This is a genomic window from Vulgatibacter sp. (assembly GCF_041687135.1).
Classification (GTDB): Bacteria; Myxococcota; Myxococcia; order Myxococcales; family Vulgatibacteraceae; genus JAWLCN01.
Genome location: NZ_JAWLCN010000002.1, coordinates 218,581 through 233,868 on the forward strand (window position 1 = coordinate 218,581; position 15,288 = coordinate 233,868).

At 69.8% G+C, this 15,288-nt stretch carries 13 protein-coding genes; 12 read left to right on the top strand and 1 reads right to left on the bottom strand.

What is annotated here, in order from left to right:
- From gspF to ACESMR_RS04860, 12 genes are all read left to right on the top strand, one after another.
- Positions 1–1,242, top strand: a complete 1,242-nt coding sequence (gspF, locus tag ACESMR_RS04805; protein ID WP_373045535.1) for a type II secretion system inner membrane protein GspF — start codon at positions 1–3, stop codon at positions 1,240–1,242.
- Between the two features lie 18 nt (positions 1,243–1,260).
- On the top strand, positions 1,261–1,443 hold the full coding sequence (locus tag ACESMR_RS04810; protein ID WP_373045536.1) for a hypothetical protein: 183 nt from the start codon (positions 1,261–1,263) through the stop codon (positions 1,441–1,443).
- On the top strand, positions 1,440–1,859 hold the full coding sequence (gspG, locus tag ACESMR_RS04815; protein ID WP_373045537.1) for a type II secretion system major pseudopilin GspG: 420 nt from the start codon (positions 1,440–1,442) through the stop codon (positions 1,857–1,859). Before ACESMR_RS04810 ends, gspG begins: the two co-directional genes overlap by 4 nt.
- An 8-nt stretch (positions 1,860–1,867) precedes the next feature.
- Entirely contained in the window at positions 1,868–2,521 is a 654-nt protein-coding gene (locus ACESMR_RS04820; RefSeq protein WP_373045539.1) for a Tfp pilus assembly protein FimT/FimU, read from the top strand.
- A complete protein-coding gene (locus ACESMR_RS04825) occupies positions 2,518–3,123 on the top strand; it encodes a prepilin-type N-terminal cleavage/methylation domain-containing protein (RefSeq protein WP_373045541.1) in 606 nt (201 codons plus the stop codon). The genes ACESMR_RS04820 and ACESMR_RS04825 overlap by 4 nt, the downstream gene beginning before the upstream one ends.
- Positions 3,120–3,794, top strand: coding sequence for a type II secretion system protein GspJ (locus ACESMR_RS04830; protein ID WP_373045543.1), 675 nt, complete (start codon positions 3,120–3,122; stop codon positions 3,792–3,794). Before ACESMR_RS04825 ends, ACESMR_RS04830 begins: the two co-directional genes overlap by 4 nt.
- Positions 3,795–3,825: 31 nt before the next feature.
- The gene (locus ACESMR_RS04835) at positions 3,826–5,121 is read left to right on the top strand and encodes a general secretion pathway protein GspK (protein WP_373045544.1); all 1,296 of its coding nucleotides are present in this window, start codon (positions 3,826–3,828) and stop codon (positions 5,119–5,121) included.
- 4 nt (positions 5,122–5,125) lie between these two features.
- The gene (gene pilM / locus ACESMR_RS04840; protein ID WP_373045546.1) at positions 5,126–6,748 is read left to right on the top strand and encodes a pilus assembly protein PilM; all 1,623 of its coding nucleotides are present in this window, start codon (positions 5,126–5,128) and stop codon (positions 6,746–6,748) included.
- Positions 6,749–6,754: 6 nt separating this feature from the next.
- Complete coding sequence (gspM, locus tag ACESMR_RS04845; protein WP_373045547.1) at positions 6,755–7,327, top strand: type II secretion system protein GspM; 573 nt, start codon at positions 6,755–6,757, stop codon at positions 7,325–7,327.
- Positions 7,324–8,304, top strand: coding sequence for a type II secretion system protein GspN (gene gspN / locus ACESMR_RS04850; protein ID WP_373045549.1), 981 nt, complete (start codon positions 7,324–7,326; stop codon positions 8,302–8,304). The genes gspM and gspN overlap by 4 nt, the downstream gene beginning before the upstream one ends.
- A gap of 271 nt (positions 8,305–8,575) precedes the next feature.
- On the top strand, positions 8,576–9,247 hold the full coding sequence (locus ACESMR_RS04855; protein ID WP_373045550.1) for a hypothetical protein: 672 nt from the start codon (positions 8,576–8,578) through the stop codon (positions 9,245–9,247).
- 51 nt (positions 9,248–9,298) lie between these two features.
- Complete coding sequence (locus tag ACESMR_RS04860) at positions 9,299–9,727, top strand: hypothetical protein (protein WP_373045551.1); 429 nt, start codon at positions 9,299–9,301, stop codon at positions 9,725–9,727.
- A gap of 12 nt (positions 9,728–9,739) precedes the next feature.
- Here ACESMR_RS04860 and ACESMR_RS04865 read toward each other — a convergent pair whose 3' ends face one another.
- Entirely contained in the window at positions 9,740–15,286 is a 5,547-nt protein-coding gene (locus ACESMR_RS04865) for a GAF domain-containing protein (protein ID WP_373045553.1), read from the bottom strand.
- Positions 15,287–15,288: the final 2 nt, after the last annotated feature.

Sequence of the window (15,288 nt, forward strand, 5' to 3'; positions counted from 1 at the left end):
ATGCCGGTCTTCGAGTACAAGGCGTTCAACGACGCCGGGAAACAGATCACCGGCGTGCGTGACGCCGAGAGCGCCAAGGTCTTGCGGCAGCTGCTCCGCAAGGACGGGATCTTCCTCACCGAGGTCACCGCCGAGCGGCAGGGGGCCGGTGCGGTCGCCGCCGGCGGCACCGCCCGCAACCTCAAGCTCAAGCAGCTCTTCGTCGGCCGCATCGGCACCGACGACATCGCCATTCTCACCAGGCAGCTGGCCACCCTGCTCCACGCGGGGATCCCGCTGGTCGAGGCGCTCACCGCGCTCATCGATCAGGTGGAGCACGAGCGGCTGAAGACCATCGTCACCCAGGTGAAGGAGCGCGTGAACGAGGGCGCGGCGCTGGCCGATGCGCTGCAGGAGCACCCGCGCGCGTTCTCGAACCTCTACGTGAACATGGTCCGCTCGGGTGAGCACTCGGGCGCCCTCGACGTGGTGCTCACGCGCCTCGCCGACTTCACCGAGGCGCAGGCGCGCCTGCGGTCGAAGATCTTCGGCACGCTGATGTACCCGGCGATCATGATGGGCATCGGCATGCTCATCGTGGTGGTGCTGCTCACGGTGGTGGTGCCGAAGATCTCGCAGATGTTCGAGGACATGGGCGCCACCCTGCCCCTGCTCACCCGCATCCTCATCGGCGCCTCCAACCTGGTGAGCCAGTACTGGTACGTGGTGGTGGCGCTGCTGGCGCTCGGCGGCTGGTTCTTCGCGAAGTGGAAGAAGACGCCGAAGGGAACCGAGAAGTTCGACGAGCTCCTGCTCAAGTCGCCGGTGCTGGGGCAGATGATCCGGATGCTCGCGATCGCCCGCTTCTCCCGCACCCTCTCGACGCTCCTCAAGAGCGGCGTTCCCCTGCTCACCGCGATGGGGATCGTCAAGGCGCTGGTCACCAACACCGTGCTCTCGAAGGTGATCGAGAACGCCCGCGAGTCGATCAAGGAGGGCGAGTCGATCGCCGGTCCGCTGAAGCGCAGCGGGCAGTTCCCGCCGATCGTCTACCACATGGTCGCGATCGGCGAGCGCTCCGGCCAGCTCGAAGAGATGCTCACCAACGTGGCCGATGCGTACGACTCGCAGGTCGAGACCCGCATCGCCGCCCTCACCAGCCTGCTGGAACCGATCATGATCGTGATGATGGGCGGAATCGTCGCCTTCATCGTCTTCTCGATCCTGATGCCGATCCTCCAGATGAACACGCTGGTCCAGTAAGGGAGCGGGGACGAAACCATGGGCGAGTCGCGGTTGGAGAGAGGTCTGCGCGCCGTGGCCTGGACGGCACTGGTCGCCACCCTGCTCGCGCTCATCGGCGTCGGGATCTTTTTTGCGCCTCCCTCGGCGGAGGCAGACGAAACCAAGGGAAAGACGGCCCCCACGGCGATGACGCCGGGTGCCGCGGAGGAGAACGAATGAAGTCCTACTTGCAGAAGCTGGTCGCCAAGCGCGGCAACGTCGGCGCCCGCGGCATGACCCTCATCGAGATCATGGTGGTGGTCTTCATCCTCGGCCTGATCGCGACCGTGGTCGCCATCAACGTCCAGGACGCCGCGTCGAACGCGGAGGCGAAGGCCGCGCAGCTCGACATCAAGGCGATCGAGCAGGGCATGGACATGTACCGCCTCAAGAAGGGCCGCTACCCGAACACCAGCGAGGGGATCGGCGTCCTCTACTCGAGCGGCACGCTCAAGGGCTCGCCCAAGAAGGATCCCTGGGGCAAGGACTACGTCTACCTCTACCCCGGCCAGAAGAACCCCAAGGGCTTCGACTTGATCTCGTACGGCCCCGACGGCAACCCCGGCGGCGGCGACGACATCACCAACGCGGACTGAGAGACGATTTGAAGGCACTCTCCACCAGCAAGAACGGCGCACGCGGCTTCACGCTCATCGAGCTGGGCGTCGTGGTGGGCATCCTCGCCCTCGTCGCGCTGGTGGTGATCCCTTCGGTCGAAGCGGCGTTCGGCGTGAAGACGCGGGAGGAAGCTGCCCGCGTCGCCGGTTCCGTCCGGGCGATGTACTCCGAGGCCGTACTCTCCGGCAGGACCTGCCGGATGGTCTTCGACCTCGACAACGGGAGCTATTGGCCCGAGTGCGCCGCAGGCCGCGTGACCGTGACCAAGACCGAGGAGAGCCTCCGCGGCAAGCGGATCGAGGATGCGGCCCGGTTCATCACCGGCACCGAGGAGGAGGAGGCCGCCCGCCAGGAGATCGAGGCGAAGAACGGCTTCTCCGCCTACGAGTCGGGGCTGGCTCCGAAGAAGACCCTCTCCGAGCCGATCCGGGTCGAGTCGGTCTGGACCCAGCACCAGACCGAGCCCTACGAGGCGGGCACCTCCTTTCTCTACTTCTTCCCCAACGGACAGACCGAGCGAGCCTACATCTACGTGAGCGACGAGGAAGACACCTTCACCATCATCGTCAACCCGATGACCGGCAGAGCGCGGGTCGAGGCGGGCAAGGTCGAGATCCCCGACCGGGAGATGAGCCGATGAGGAAGGCCCGTGGCTTCACGCTCCTCGAGGTGATGGTCGCCGTGGGCATCCTCGCCCTCGCCATCACCGCGATCGTCGGGATCAACGGCAACGCCATCAACGCGCACCAGTACTCGAAGCGCGTGACGGTGGCGACGATGCTCGCCCGCTCGAAGATGGTGGACCTCGAATCGCAGTTCAACGAGGAGGGCTTCACCTCCCAGTTCGACCAGAAGATGGCGGGCGACTTCTCCGAGGAGGGCTGGGACGAGTTCCGCTGGGAGGCGGAGATCGTCAAGCCCGAGCTCGACGAGGGCAGTGCCACCTCGATGGTCCAGAACCTCGTGCAGCAGTTCACCGGCCAGGCCGAGGACGAGGTGGAGGCCGCCTCCAACACCGCAGGGGGCCCCACGCCGGCGCTGCCCGGCGGCATGGGCGCGATGGCGGCGCAGTTCGCGCCGATGATCGAGTCGCAGGTGAGCACCCTCACCACGACCCTCGAGCAGTCGGTCCGCGAGGTGCGTCTGAAGGTCTCCTGGGGCAAGGGCGAGCAGACGGAGAGCGTGGACGTGACCACCCACTTCGTCATCCTGCCGCAGGCGCAGTGGGCGCCGCCCAAATGAGGACGACCCTGCGCCGCGCCAGCGGCTTCACCCTCCTCGAGGTGATGGTCTCCCTCGGGATCCTCGCCGTGCTTGCCGCCCTGGTGTGGGGCAGCTTCGCGCCCACCTGGGACGCGAAGCAGCTCGTCGCCGAGCAGGCCGAGCACTACCACGGGATCCGGATCTCGCTGCAGCGGATGAGCCGCGAGATCTCGATGGCCTTCATCTCGGACAACTACGATCCGAAGCGCTACCGGGAGCGGCCCACCCACTTCGTCGGCAGGGACTCCGGCGACGACGACGAGCTCCGCTTCACCACCCTGGCCCACGAGCGGATGTACCAGGACGCCAAGGAGAGCGACCAGTCGGTCGTCGAGTACCGCATCGACCGCGACCCCGACGACCGCGACAAGCTGGCGCTCATCCGCCGCGAGAAGACGGTGATCGACGAGGACCCCGACGACGGGGGCACCGAGGCGGTCCTCGCCACCGGCATCGAGGGGCTCGACTTCGAATACTGGGACGTCGAGGAGAAGGACTGGAGCCGGGAGTGGGACACCCACGACACCGGCTACACCGACCGCCTGCCCGAACGTGTGCGGATCACGATCCACGCAAAGGACGAGACGGGGCAGGTGCGGAAGTATACGACGCAGTCGGTTGTCTTCCTGCGAACGCCGCTCGGCAAGTAGCCGGCAGCAGGCAAGGAGGGGTTGACGAGCCATGCGGCTTTTCTCGGACAAGGCAGGCGGCGCTCGCCCGAAGGCCACCACCCTCTCGAAGGATGGCGGCAAGCGCGGCATGGCGCTGCTGATGGTGCTCACCTCGATCGCGGTGCTGACCGCGGTGGTGGTGGAGTTCGCCTACGAGACCCGCGTGGACGCCACCCTGGCAGCCAATGCCCGCGACGAGCTGCGCGCCGAGTACATGGCCCGCTCCGCGGTCAACCTCTCGCGCCTCGTCCTCCACTTCCAGAACCAGTTCGACAAGCAGGGCGCGCAGCTCGGCCAGGCGATCGGGGCCGCCACGGGCGGGCAGGCGATGGCGATGCCGAAGATCCGCCTCTGGGAGCTCCTCCCGGTGGAGTCCTCGTCGATCAACATGTTCGTCGGCGCGGTGGCAGGCCCCCCGCCGGAGGACGTGCCCCTCGCTCCGACCGAGCCGAAGCCCGGCGAGGCGGTCCCCGCAGCGGGGCTGCAGATGTTCGGCACCTACGAGGGATCGTTCGCCGCCTCGATCGAGGACGAGGAGAGCAAGTTCAACCTCAACCGGATCAGCATGCCGGGCACCACCGGCGCCGTCTTCGCCCAGCAGCTCGCCCTGCTCTGGCGGGACCCCCGGTGGGACTTCCTCTTCGACGAGGACACCGCGCACAAGGAGCGCTACACCCGCGAGGAGCTCGTGGTCCACATCAAGGACTGGATCGACGAGAACGAGGTGGGCTCCGCGGTGGACCGGGTGACCGGCCAGCTCACCGACGGCTTCTCCGACGAGGTCGGCCCCTACACGCGCTACCGGCCGGACTACAAGCCGAAGAACGCGAAGTTCGACAGCCTGGCGGAGATGTACCAGGTGGCGGGTATCGGCGACCGCTTCATGGCGGCCTTCGGCGATCGCTTCACCGTATTCCCGGATCCGAACACCGAGATGAACGTCAACACCTCGGATCCGATGCAGCAGTACGTCAACATCCTCATCGCGGCAGAGAACCCCGACCTTCCCGCGTTGAAGGACCCGATGGTGATCCAGGCGCTGCTCCAGGAGATCGAGACGCTCCGGATGTTCGGCGGCTTCATGGGGATCACGGTGCAGCAGTTCTCGCAGGTGCTCATGGGCGCCGGCATCAACGTGCGGCGCGAGATCCAGTACAGCCCGCAGCAGAACGAGTTTCTCGGCGACACCAGCCAGACGTTCCGCATCGAGGCGACGGGCCAGGTGGGCGACGTGAACAAGAAGATCACCGCCGTGGTTCGCTACGACGACAAGTTGGGGACGCTGCTTTACTGGCGGGAGGACTGACCCTTTGGCGCAGAAGATTCTCGGCCTCGATATCGGGGCCCATTCGGTGAAGGCCGTGCTCCTCGAGGGCACGCTGCGGGGCTGGGAGCTCAAGGGCCACGCCATCGCACCGCTCGGCCCCGTGGAGGCAGCGCCGGAACCGGCTGCGCCCGCGGTCGCCGAGGAGGGCGCGGAAGGCGCCGCTGCAGCGAACGGCGAGCAGCAGGAGGCCGCGATCGACCTGCGCCTCTCCCGCGCCATCGCCACGGTGGCGGAGCAGCTCGGCGGCCTCCGTGCCGACCTGACCGCGGTGGCGTTGCCGGGGACCTCGGCGGCGACCCCGCTCGTCACCCTGCCCTTCACCGACGCGAAGAAGGTCGAGGCGACGCTGGGCTTCGAGGTGGAGAGCCTTCTCCCCTTCGACATCGACGACGCCTTCTACGACTACCAGGTGCTCTCGCAGCAGGACGGCAAGAGCGACCTGCTCGTGGGCGTGGTGCGGCGCGAGGAGTTTTCGCAGCTGGTGGAGCAGCTCCACACCGCCGGCGTCGATCCGCGCGTCATCACCCTGCCGGGCTTGGGCCTCGAGCCGCTGGCAGCCGATCTGGCCGTCCGCAACGGCGTCGGCCACGACGAGCAGGCGGCGATCCTCGATCTCGGCCACGACCGCAGCGTGCTCACCGTGGTGCAGGGCGGCAGCCCCGACGGCAAGCAGCCCCCGCACCTCGTCTTCACCCGCACCTTCTCCGGCGGCGGCGCGAGCCTCCCCGAGGGGAGCAGCGACCTGGAGAACGACGCGCTCCTGCGTCGCAAGGTGCAGATGCTCCTGCGCGAGGTGCGCCAGTCGCTCCGCGCGGCCCAGACCCGCACCCGCCGGCCGGTGGGCCGGATCTTCCTCGCCGGCGCGCTCTCCCAGCTGCCCGGCCTCGGCGCCCTGCTCGCCCACGAGCTCAACGTGCCCGTGGATCCGGTCACCCTGCCCGGCGACGCAGCGGCGAAGATCCCCGCGGAACAGCAGCCCGCCTACGCGCAGGCGCTGGGCCTCGCCCTGCGGGCGCAGGCCCGCGGCGGCCAGAAGCTGCTCAACCTCCGCAAGGGCGCCTTCGCCTACAAGGGCGACCTCGACTACCTCAAGGGCAAGACCTCGCGGCTCGTGGCCTTCGCCGCGGTCCTGGTCGTGCTCTTCGCCGGCAACTTCTGGGCGAAGCTGCAGACGGTGAAGGCGCAGGAGGCGAAGCTCGACGACGCCCTCTGCCAGGTGACGCAGAACGTGCTCGGCACCTGCGAGCAGGACTTCAACATCGCCCTCTCCAAGCTGCAGGGTGGCGACACCATGGCGGCGCAGATCCCCACCGCCTCGGCGATGGAGGTCTTCACCGAGGCGATCACCCGGATGCCTTCCGAGGCCGGCGTGAAGTTCGAGGAGGTCGACGTGACCCTCGAGCGCCTCCGCCTCAAGGGCACCGTGGACTCCTTCGACGGCGTCGACCAGGTGGTCGGCGGCCTGAAGAAGTCGCGGTGCATCGGCGAGATCAAGCGCGGGCGCGTGCAGCGCAACCGCAGCGAGAAGATCGAATTCACCCTCGACGCGCTCTACGTCTGCGGCCAGAACGCCGACAAGATCGCCAGCGCGGGAACCGGGGGCTAAGGACACATGGCCAGGATCTCCCTTCCGTTCAAGGATCAGTTCGAGCGCCTCTCCGCCGCGTGGGCGAGCCTCTCGCACCGCGAGCGGCGCATGCTCGGCCTCATGGCTGCTGCCGCCGCCGTCTTCGTGGTGGCGCTGGGCTTCACCTCGCTGCGCAAGAACATCAATACGCGCGAGGCGGCCATCGCCACCAAGACCCAGTCGATGGAGCAGGTGGTCCAGCTCGCCGAGGGGTACCGCGAGGCCGAGCAGGCCCGGCAGCGGATCGAGGCGCGGATCAAGGGCACCCCGGTGCGGCTCTTCAGCTACCTCGAGGAGCTCGCGAAGAAGCAGGAGCTCTCCCTGGGCGACATGCAGGATCGCGGCACCGACTCGGTGGGCGACGGCATCTCCCGCTCCACGGTGGAGGTGAGCTTCGCCCGCATCGACCTGCGCTCGCTCACCGGCTTCTTGAACGAGATCGAGAAGAGCCAGCAGCTGGTGAAGGTGGAGAAGCTGCGGGTGCGGGGGCGCTCCGACGATCCCAACGCGCTCGACGCCGCCGTCACCGTCTCGACCTACAGCCTTTCGAAGGGATGAACGTGACCATCCTCGCCAAGCTGAAGAACAAGCCCTGGCTGCGACGGTTGGGTTACCCGGCCTTCTTCAACGCGGCCTTCCTGGGCGGCATCTACCTCACCTTCCCCTACGACCAGCTCCGCGACCGGATCGTCTCCGAGGCGGAGAAGGCCACCGGCTACGACGTGGAGATCGAGAAGGTCCGCCTCGCCGGCGTGAGCGGCATCACGCTCCACGGTGTAGACGTCGGCAGCGCCGACGCGGACGAGGGCACGCCCACGCTTCCCGTCGAAGGCGAAGCGGCGGCGGAAGGGGAAGGCGCCGAGGCGCCGCCGCCTCCGGCTCCGAAGAAGCTCCACCTCGACGCGGTGACCGCGAAGGCCGACCTGCTCGCCCTCGCCATGGGCAAGCGCGCCGTGAAGTTCGACGTCGACGCCTTCGGCGGCAGCCTCCGCGGCAAGGTGGTGATGGGCGACGAGGAGCAGTTCTTCCGGGCCCGCGGCAGGAAGATCGACTTCGGCCAGAGCCCGCTCAAGGCGCTGGCTGGCCTCGACCTGGTCGGCCGCATCGACACGCTCGACGTCGAGCTGCGCTCCCCCGGTCCGGACTTCTCCAAGGCAGACGGCACCGTGGAGATCAAGGGCGAGGAGCTCAACCTGAACGGCGGCGAGGTGCAGATGTTCGAGCTGCCCGCCGTGGCGCTGGGCACCATGAACGGCCGCATCGAGTTCAAGGAGGGCGTCGCCGATTTCGAGGAGTTCGCGATCGAGGGCGCCGACCTCGAGGCGAAGGTCGACGGCAACATCCGGCTCTCGCCGGTGCTCTCGGCCTCCAGCGTCACCGGCAAGCTCCGGATCAAGCCCTCCGACGATTGGTGGAACCGCAACGAGATGCTGAAGACTGCCGCCAATTTCGCCCTGCCCGCAGGCAAGGACGGCTGGCGCACCATCAGCATCTACGGGCCCTTGAGCTCGCCGAAGTTCCGCCCGCAGAAGTAGACGCCCTGCCCCGCGTGCAGGCGAAGAGAAGGCCCTCGTGCTCCGGCACGGGGGCTTTTTCGTGGGCGCGGTGCCGGGCCGTGCGCAAACGCCGTGCTTGCGGACCGAGTCCGCCGCCCGGGGCCGAGGGGGCCGGCCGCCCATGCTGCGTCTGCGCTCCCCACCCGCAGGGCATCGCCCGATTGGCCGCGCCCCAAACACCCATTCGGGCGATAGAAACCTACTCCCAACCGATATACGCTAATCAAGTCGATCTTCACGGGGGCGGACGATGGCCAGGCAGCCGAAGCCGGGAACACAGGGCAAGCTCCCGCTGGAGGAACGGCGCTGGGGCGGTAGGCGCGAGGGCGCCGGCCGCAAACCGAAGAGCCCGCGCCCACTCGGCGGGCCCGGCACCCCGCATCTCCGCCGCCCCGAGATCCAGCGGCGCCACCCGGTGCACCTCACGCTCCGCCTCATGCCCGACGCCTGGAACCTTCGCTCGCAGCGCTCGTTCCGCGTGATCTCCGGCGCGCTCCTCGCCGTGCGCGACGCAGGCCTCCGCCTCACCCACTACTCGGTGCAGGGCAACCACCTGCATCTGATCGCCGAGGTCGAGACGCGCACCGTGCTCTCGCGCTGCATGCGCTCCCTCGCCATCCGCCTGGCCAGGGGGCTCAACGCCATGATGGGCCGCAAGGGCCGCGTCATCGCCGACCGCTACCACGTGGTCGTGCTCCGCAACCCGCAGCAGACCCGCAACGCGATCCGCTACGTGCTCTCCAACACCCGCAAGCACATGCTCGAGCGCGGCGAGCCCACCCCCAGGGTGATCGCCGATACTTACGCCGCCGGCCCCTCCGACCATGTGCCGCGGACGATGCGCCTGCGCCCCAGCGTCCTCCTCCTGGAGCCGCGATCGTGGCTGCTCACCGACGGATGGCGCCGCGCCGCCGGCTCATGACGAGCGGACCTCGCCTCGGGCCGTGCTACGCTCGCGCACGAGGGGTGACCAATGAAGCGTGCGATCGTGGTGTTGGCGCTGCTGGCGGGTTGCGGCGGTGAAGGGGGCAACGAGGCGCCGGTACCGGGCAGCGAGGGCTCGCGCTCCGAGCCGATCGTCTGCCGCTCGGAGGACCGGCTCGACAAGTTCTGCCCGGCGGATTGGGAAGCAGCCGTCGCGCAGGCCGATCGTTTTCCGCGCGAGACGTGCGCCGGCACCTGCGGTCGGTGGCTCCTCCACACCACCGGAGGCTTCATGCGGGTCAACTGCGCCTACGATCCGCAGACCCACGAGCTGATCGGCGTCGCGATCCACGACGACGTCCCTCTCTACTGCGATGGCACGACCGACATCCTCGTGTGGGGTGACGCGCCGCTGGCTGGTGGCTGCACGTTCGAGGCCGGCGCCAGCGGCGCCTCCTGCCCATCGCTTGCCGACTGACCCAGCCAGCCGTCAGGTGCCGAGCGGCAAGGTGACGGTGAAGGTCGTCCCGCCACCGGCGGTGCTCTCCGCCGCCACACTGCCGCCGTGCGCCTCGACGACGCGACGCACCAGGTAGAGCCCGAGGCCCCAGCCGCCGTAGTGCTGGCTGGAGACCGCCCGCTCGAAGCGCTCGAAGACGTGGGGCAGCCGCTCCGGCGGAATGCCGATCCCCTCGTCGTGCACCGTGAGGCGCGCCGACTCCCCCTCGGCCTCGACCGTGACCCGAACCGGTTTACCGGCGCCGAATTTGAGCGCGTTGTCGAGCAGGCTCGCCACCACCTCCTCGATGCGCCGCCGATCCCAGCTGCCGCGGATCGGCGCCGGCGCGATCACCTCGACCAACGAGCCGGAGGTGGCGATCCGCTCCTCCGCCCGGGCCACCGCTGCGCGCGCCGCCTCGGCCAGATCGAACGCCTCCCGCTCGAGTTCCAGCTCTCCCGACTGCGCCTCCGAGACCTCGAGCAGCTGGTCGACCAGGTGGTTGAGCCGCCGCAGCCCCCGCTGCGTGGTGGCGAAGGTGCGGCCGACCGCCTCCTCGGAGAGGCCTTTGCGCAGGGCCGAACCGATCGCCGTGGTCATCGAGGTGATCGGCGTCTTGAGCTCGTGGGAGGCGACCGAGAGGAACTCCTCCCGCACGCGGATCGCCTCCTGCGCCTCGCGGTAGAGCCGGGCGTTGTCGATGGCCAGCGCCGCGCGCCGGGCGAGCTCCTCGGCCAGGGGCAGATCCGCGGGCCCGTAGCGCCAGTCGGTCGGCGAGTAGAGGCTCATCACGCCGAGCGTACGGCCCCGTGCGACGAGCGGCACTGCCAGCACGCTCCGGAGGCCGAGCCCGCGCAGCAGCCGGGCGTGCTCCCGATCGATTACCACGGCGTCGAGGCGGGCGTCGTCGACCACCGGCACCAGAACCGGGGTGCCGGAGGCCAGCACCTGGCCGGCGGGGTAGGAGATACCGAGCGGCGGCGGGTATCGCTCCCGGAGCGCGGCGAGCAGCGGCTCCCTGGCGGGATCGCGATGGGCGCCGTAGCCACGCTCCGCCCGTCCGCTCTCGTCGACCAGGAAGATCACGGACCACTCGGCGAGGCGCGGCACCGCGAGCTGGGCGAGCCGCTGCAGGGTGGCGTCGTAGTCGAGGGATTGGGCGAGGACGGCGCTCGCGTCGGCGAGGAAGCGGATGGCCTCCTCTGCCTTGCGGCGCTCGCCGATTTCGGATTCGAGGGCCTCGAAGAGGCGGCCGTTCTCCAGCGCGATGGCGATCTCGCCGGAGAGCAGCTCGAGGGCGAGGACGCGCTCGCGGGTGAAGGCGCCGGTGGTGAGCGAGTTCTCGAAATAGAAGACGCCGAGGAACTCCTCCTGCCGTCGGATCGGGATGGCGAGGATCGACTTCACCTTCCGCGCGAGAAGATCGGCGTCGCTTCCGTACCGGGGATCGCTCGCAGCGTCGTCGACGAGCACGGCGATGCGCCTGCTGCGTACCGCCTCGACCACCGCGGCGCAGACGCCCGCAGCGCCGCCGAGCGGCGTGTCTTCGTCCCGGGTGGTGCCGTTCGCGTCGCCGGAGGCCCGGACGCGCGCGCTTCCGTCCTGCTCGAGCACCAGAACGCCCCGCTCCGCCCCCGCAGCCTGGATGCAAACCTGCACCAGCTTGGGCAGCAGCCTGGAGAGGCGGACCTCGCTCGAGATCGACTGCGCGGTGCGCAGCAGGCTGAGCGCGTCGAGGCCCGCCACGGGCGCGATGCTCGCGCCGCGCGAGAGCTCGAGGCCCGGCGCCAGCCCGAACTCCTTCTCCAGCGCCCTCACCTTGCCCGTGGCACCCCACCGCCCCCAGCTCTCGCGGGCCTCGGCGAGATAGGGCGCGGCGAGGCGCCGTCTCCCCATCGTGAAGTAGTGCCGCCCGGCCCATTCGCTCGCCAGCGCCGCATCCTGCACCAGCCCGGCGGCACGCGCCGCGTCGATCGCCTCGTCGTAGCACGCGGCCGCGTCGTCGTTGCGCCCCTCGACACGAGCGATCTCCGCATCGAGCAGCAGCCGGCGCGGCCGGTAATTGTCCGGCGCGCCCTCCTCCCATTCCCGCATCCGCTCCCGCGCGGCGCTCGCCTGCGGCGGAACCGCGCCCCGTGCATCCGCGAGCTCGGTGAGCGCGTCCATGAACGTCCCCTCGGAGTAGGGGCCGATCGCCTGCAGCAGCGGAAGCATGCGCCGCATCGGTGCCAGCAGGCGTTTCGCCTCCTCGTGGTTGCGGAAGACCACTGCGCCCCAGAGCCGAAGCACGAGGGCGTGCGCCTCGATCGAGGGCCCCAGCGCCGCCACCGCCGCCGCCTCCGCTGCCTCTTCGTCGCCGCTGCTCCCCGGCTCGCGGGCGAGCCCCTGCAGTTCGCGGATCAGCCAGCGGTAGTGGAGCTGGAAGGTCGCGATCCCGGGGAAGCCGAGGCGGTTGCAGAACGAGACGCCCTCGTCGATCTCCGCGAGGATCCGCTCGAGCTCCATGCCGCTGAGGAAGTTGTACATCGACGACGCCATCCAGGTGAGCGTCGCTTCGCGCAGGTCGCCGCACTCGATGGCGAGCCGCCGCACCTGGCGCAGGCTGGAGAGGGTCACGGCGTAGGGCGCCTCCCAGGGGAGCAGGTCGGCGCACTCGAGGTAGCGGGCCGCCACCTCCGGCACGCGGTTGCTGGACCGCTCGCCGATCCGGACCGCCAGCCGCGCGAAGCCGCCCATCGCCGCCGCGTCGACGCCGAAGAGATAGAAGGGGTAGCACGCGATCCCGACCACAGCGGAGGGGGAGAATCCGCGCTCCAGGCATTGCTCGACGGTGACGGCGGAGAGGTAGCAGAGCAGGTCGTGGTCGAAGAACCACGCCGGCGCGAACATCTCCGACATCATGTCGAGGAAGGCCTGATCCCTGGGGTCCTCCACGAACGGTTCCGAGGCCAGCGACTCCGGCTGGCGGCCGGCGAGCAGGCGGTCGATGCGCTGGCGCGCGGCGTCCGTCGCGGCCCGCAGGTCGGCGGGGATCTCCAGCCCGAAGAGATGCGAGAGGGCGTTCCTGCCGATGGCGAGGGACTCGGCGTGGCGCCCCGCGGCGAAGGTCGCCCGGATGCGCAGCGCGTGGAGCCCGGCGCGCTCCTCCACCGCCGTGGCGTACTGCAGGCCCTCGTCGACCAGCGCGAGGCAGCGTTCCAGATTCCCGCTCAGGAACGCGGCGTCGGCGGCGTCGCGGCGCAGCGCGAATTGGAAGACCTGCGGTGCCGAGGGGCCGATCAGCTCCAGGGCGGTCTGCAGGTAGGCGAAGGCAGCGCCGTAGGCAGTCGCCGCCCGGGCGCGCGCGCCTGCGCGCTGGTTGAGCAGGGCCCGTTCGAACCGCGCCTCCCGGCTCTCCGTCGGCTCGGCGCCGAGGTTCAGCTGATCCACCGCCCGGAAGAAGGCCTCCTCTCCGCCGGTCTCGAGGAGCAGCCGCCCGATGAGCCGGTGGATCCGCCGGCGCTCCGCCTCGGACATCGACTCGTAGGCCGCCTGCTCGATCCGGTCGTGGGCGAAGACCACGTTCTCGGCGCCTTCGCGGAGCAGGAGGCCCTCCCCCACCAGCTCGTGCAGCCGCTCGTCCACCTGCATGGGTGAGAGCGCCAGGGATCGCTCGAGCACGAAGCGGGGCGTCCGCGTGCCGGCACAGGCGGCGACCCGCAGCACCTCGCGGGTGGGCACGGGCAGGTCGCGGATCGCGCCAGCCATGAGCGCCGCCACGTTCTGGGTGATCCCCACGCCCTCGATCCGCCGCAGGTCCCACGTCCACCGGGCAGCGCCCTCGTTCCAGACGAGGAGGCCCTCCTTCTGGAGGGAGCGGAGGAGCTGGCGGAGGAAGAAGGGATTGCCGCTGGTCTTCGCGGTGAGAAGCCGCGCCAGGCCCCGCACGCGCTCCCGATCGCTGTGCAGCGCGTCGGCGAGGAGCGAGACCACCGACCCCTCCTCGAGGGGGAAGAGCTCGCACCGTTGGATCGAGACGCCGAGGTTCCCGACCGCAGCCAGCATCCGCTCGAGCGCCGGGCTCGCCTCCCGGGGCCGGAGCCCGCCGACGAGCAGGACATGCTTGATCCCGGGCTCGGTCGCCAGGGTCTGGAGGGCGAGGAGCGAGGCGTCGTCCGCCCATTGGAGATCGTCGAGGAAGAGGACGAGCGGGTGTTCTTCCGACACGGAGCTGCGCACGAGGATGGAGATCTCCCGGTGCAGCAGGAACTGGGCCTCGACCGGTCCGAGATCCACACGCTTCGGCTCGATGCCGAGCTCCGCCAGCTCGGGCACCAGCTCCACCAGCAGCGCATCCGTCTCCCGCAGGGCGGCGACGACCCGCTCCCGCTCCGCATCGCTCGCAGCCGAGAGGGATCGCACCAGGTCGCGCAGCGCCTTGGCCACCGAGGCGTGGGGCGCCGTCGACGCGCGCAGCAGCGCCTTTCCGGAAACGAAGCGCCCGCCGCGGCGGAGGACCACGTCGGCGAGGGAGTCGACGAGGCTGGTCTTGCCCACACCCGGCTCGCCCTCCACCAGCACGAAGCGGCTGCCGTCCCTGGTCGCCTCGTCGAAGGCCCGCTCCAGGAAGGCACGCTCTGCCTCGCGTCCGTAGAGTAGGTGCGGCAGGGGAAGCCTGTAGGCGAGATCACCGCGTCCCAGCTCGAAGGGCTCGACCGTGCCGGTGGCCGTCCAGCGCTGTGCCGCCTCCCGAAGATCCTGCAGCAGCGCCTCCGCGCTCTGGTAGCGCTGCTCCGGCGCCTTCTCGAGCAGCTTCTGGACGATGGCAGCGAGACCCGGCGGAACGTTCGGGTTGGCCACCGACGCGAGGGCGGGAACCTGCGCGAGGTGCGCGTGCGCGAGCTCCAGGGGGTCTGCCGAGCGGAAGGGCGGCGAGCCGGTGAGCATGGCGTAGAACGTCGCCCCCAGCGCGTAGAGGTCGGTGCGGCCGTCGAGCGGACGGTGCATGTGGCCGGTCTGCTCGGGGGCGGCCCAGGTGAGATCGAGCTCCGCGCTCGCGGAGGGCAGCTCCCCGAAGCGCGAGGCATCCGAGAAATGGACGAGCGTGGGACGCAGCTCGGGGCCGAGCCGGATCCGCCCGGGCGTGATCGCCCCGTGGACGATCCGCCGGGCGTGGATGCGCGCGGCGGTCTCGGCGAGGGCGGAGGCGAGGGCGAGAAAATCCCCGGTCTGCAGCGGGCCCGCATCGATCCGCTGCTGCAGGCTCTCCGGTCCCGCATCTTCGAGGATCAGGCTGGTCGCCCCGGCCGCCTCTTCCGTGCCGAGGAGGCGCACGACGCCCGGTACGTCGAGAAGCCGGAGCATCTCCTCCTCTCGACCGAGGAGCGCCTGGCCTTCTGCATCGATGGGGCGCTTCACGACCACACGGGTGCCATTGCGCACGGTGGACCGCACGACGAAGCGCCTGCAGCGATGCAGTTCGGCGAATTCGGAAGGAGCCCCCATCTGTGCAGCCAACATGCGCACGCCGGTGGGGACCTCGCCAGGCCGCGTCGGCATCG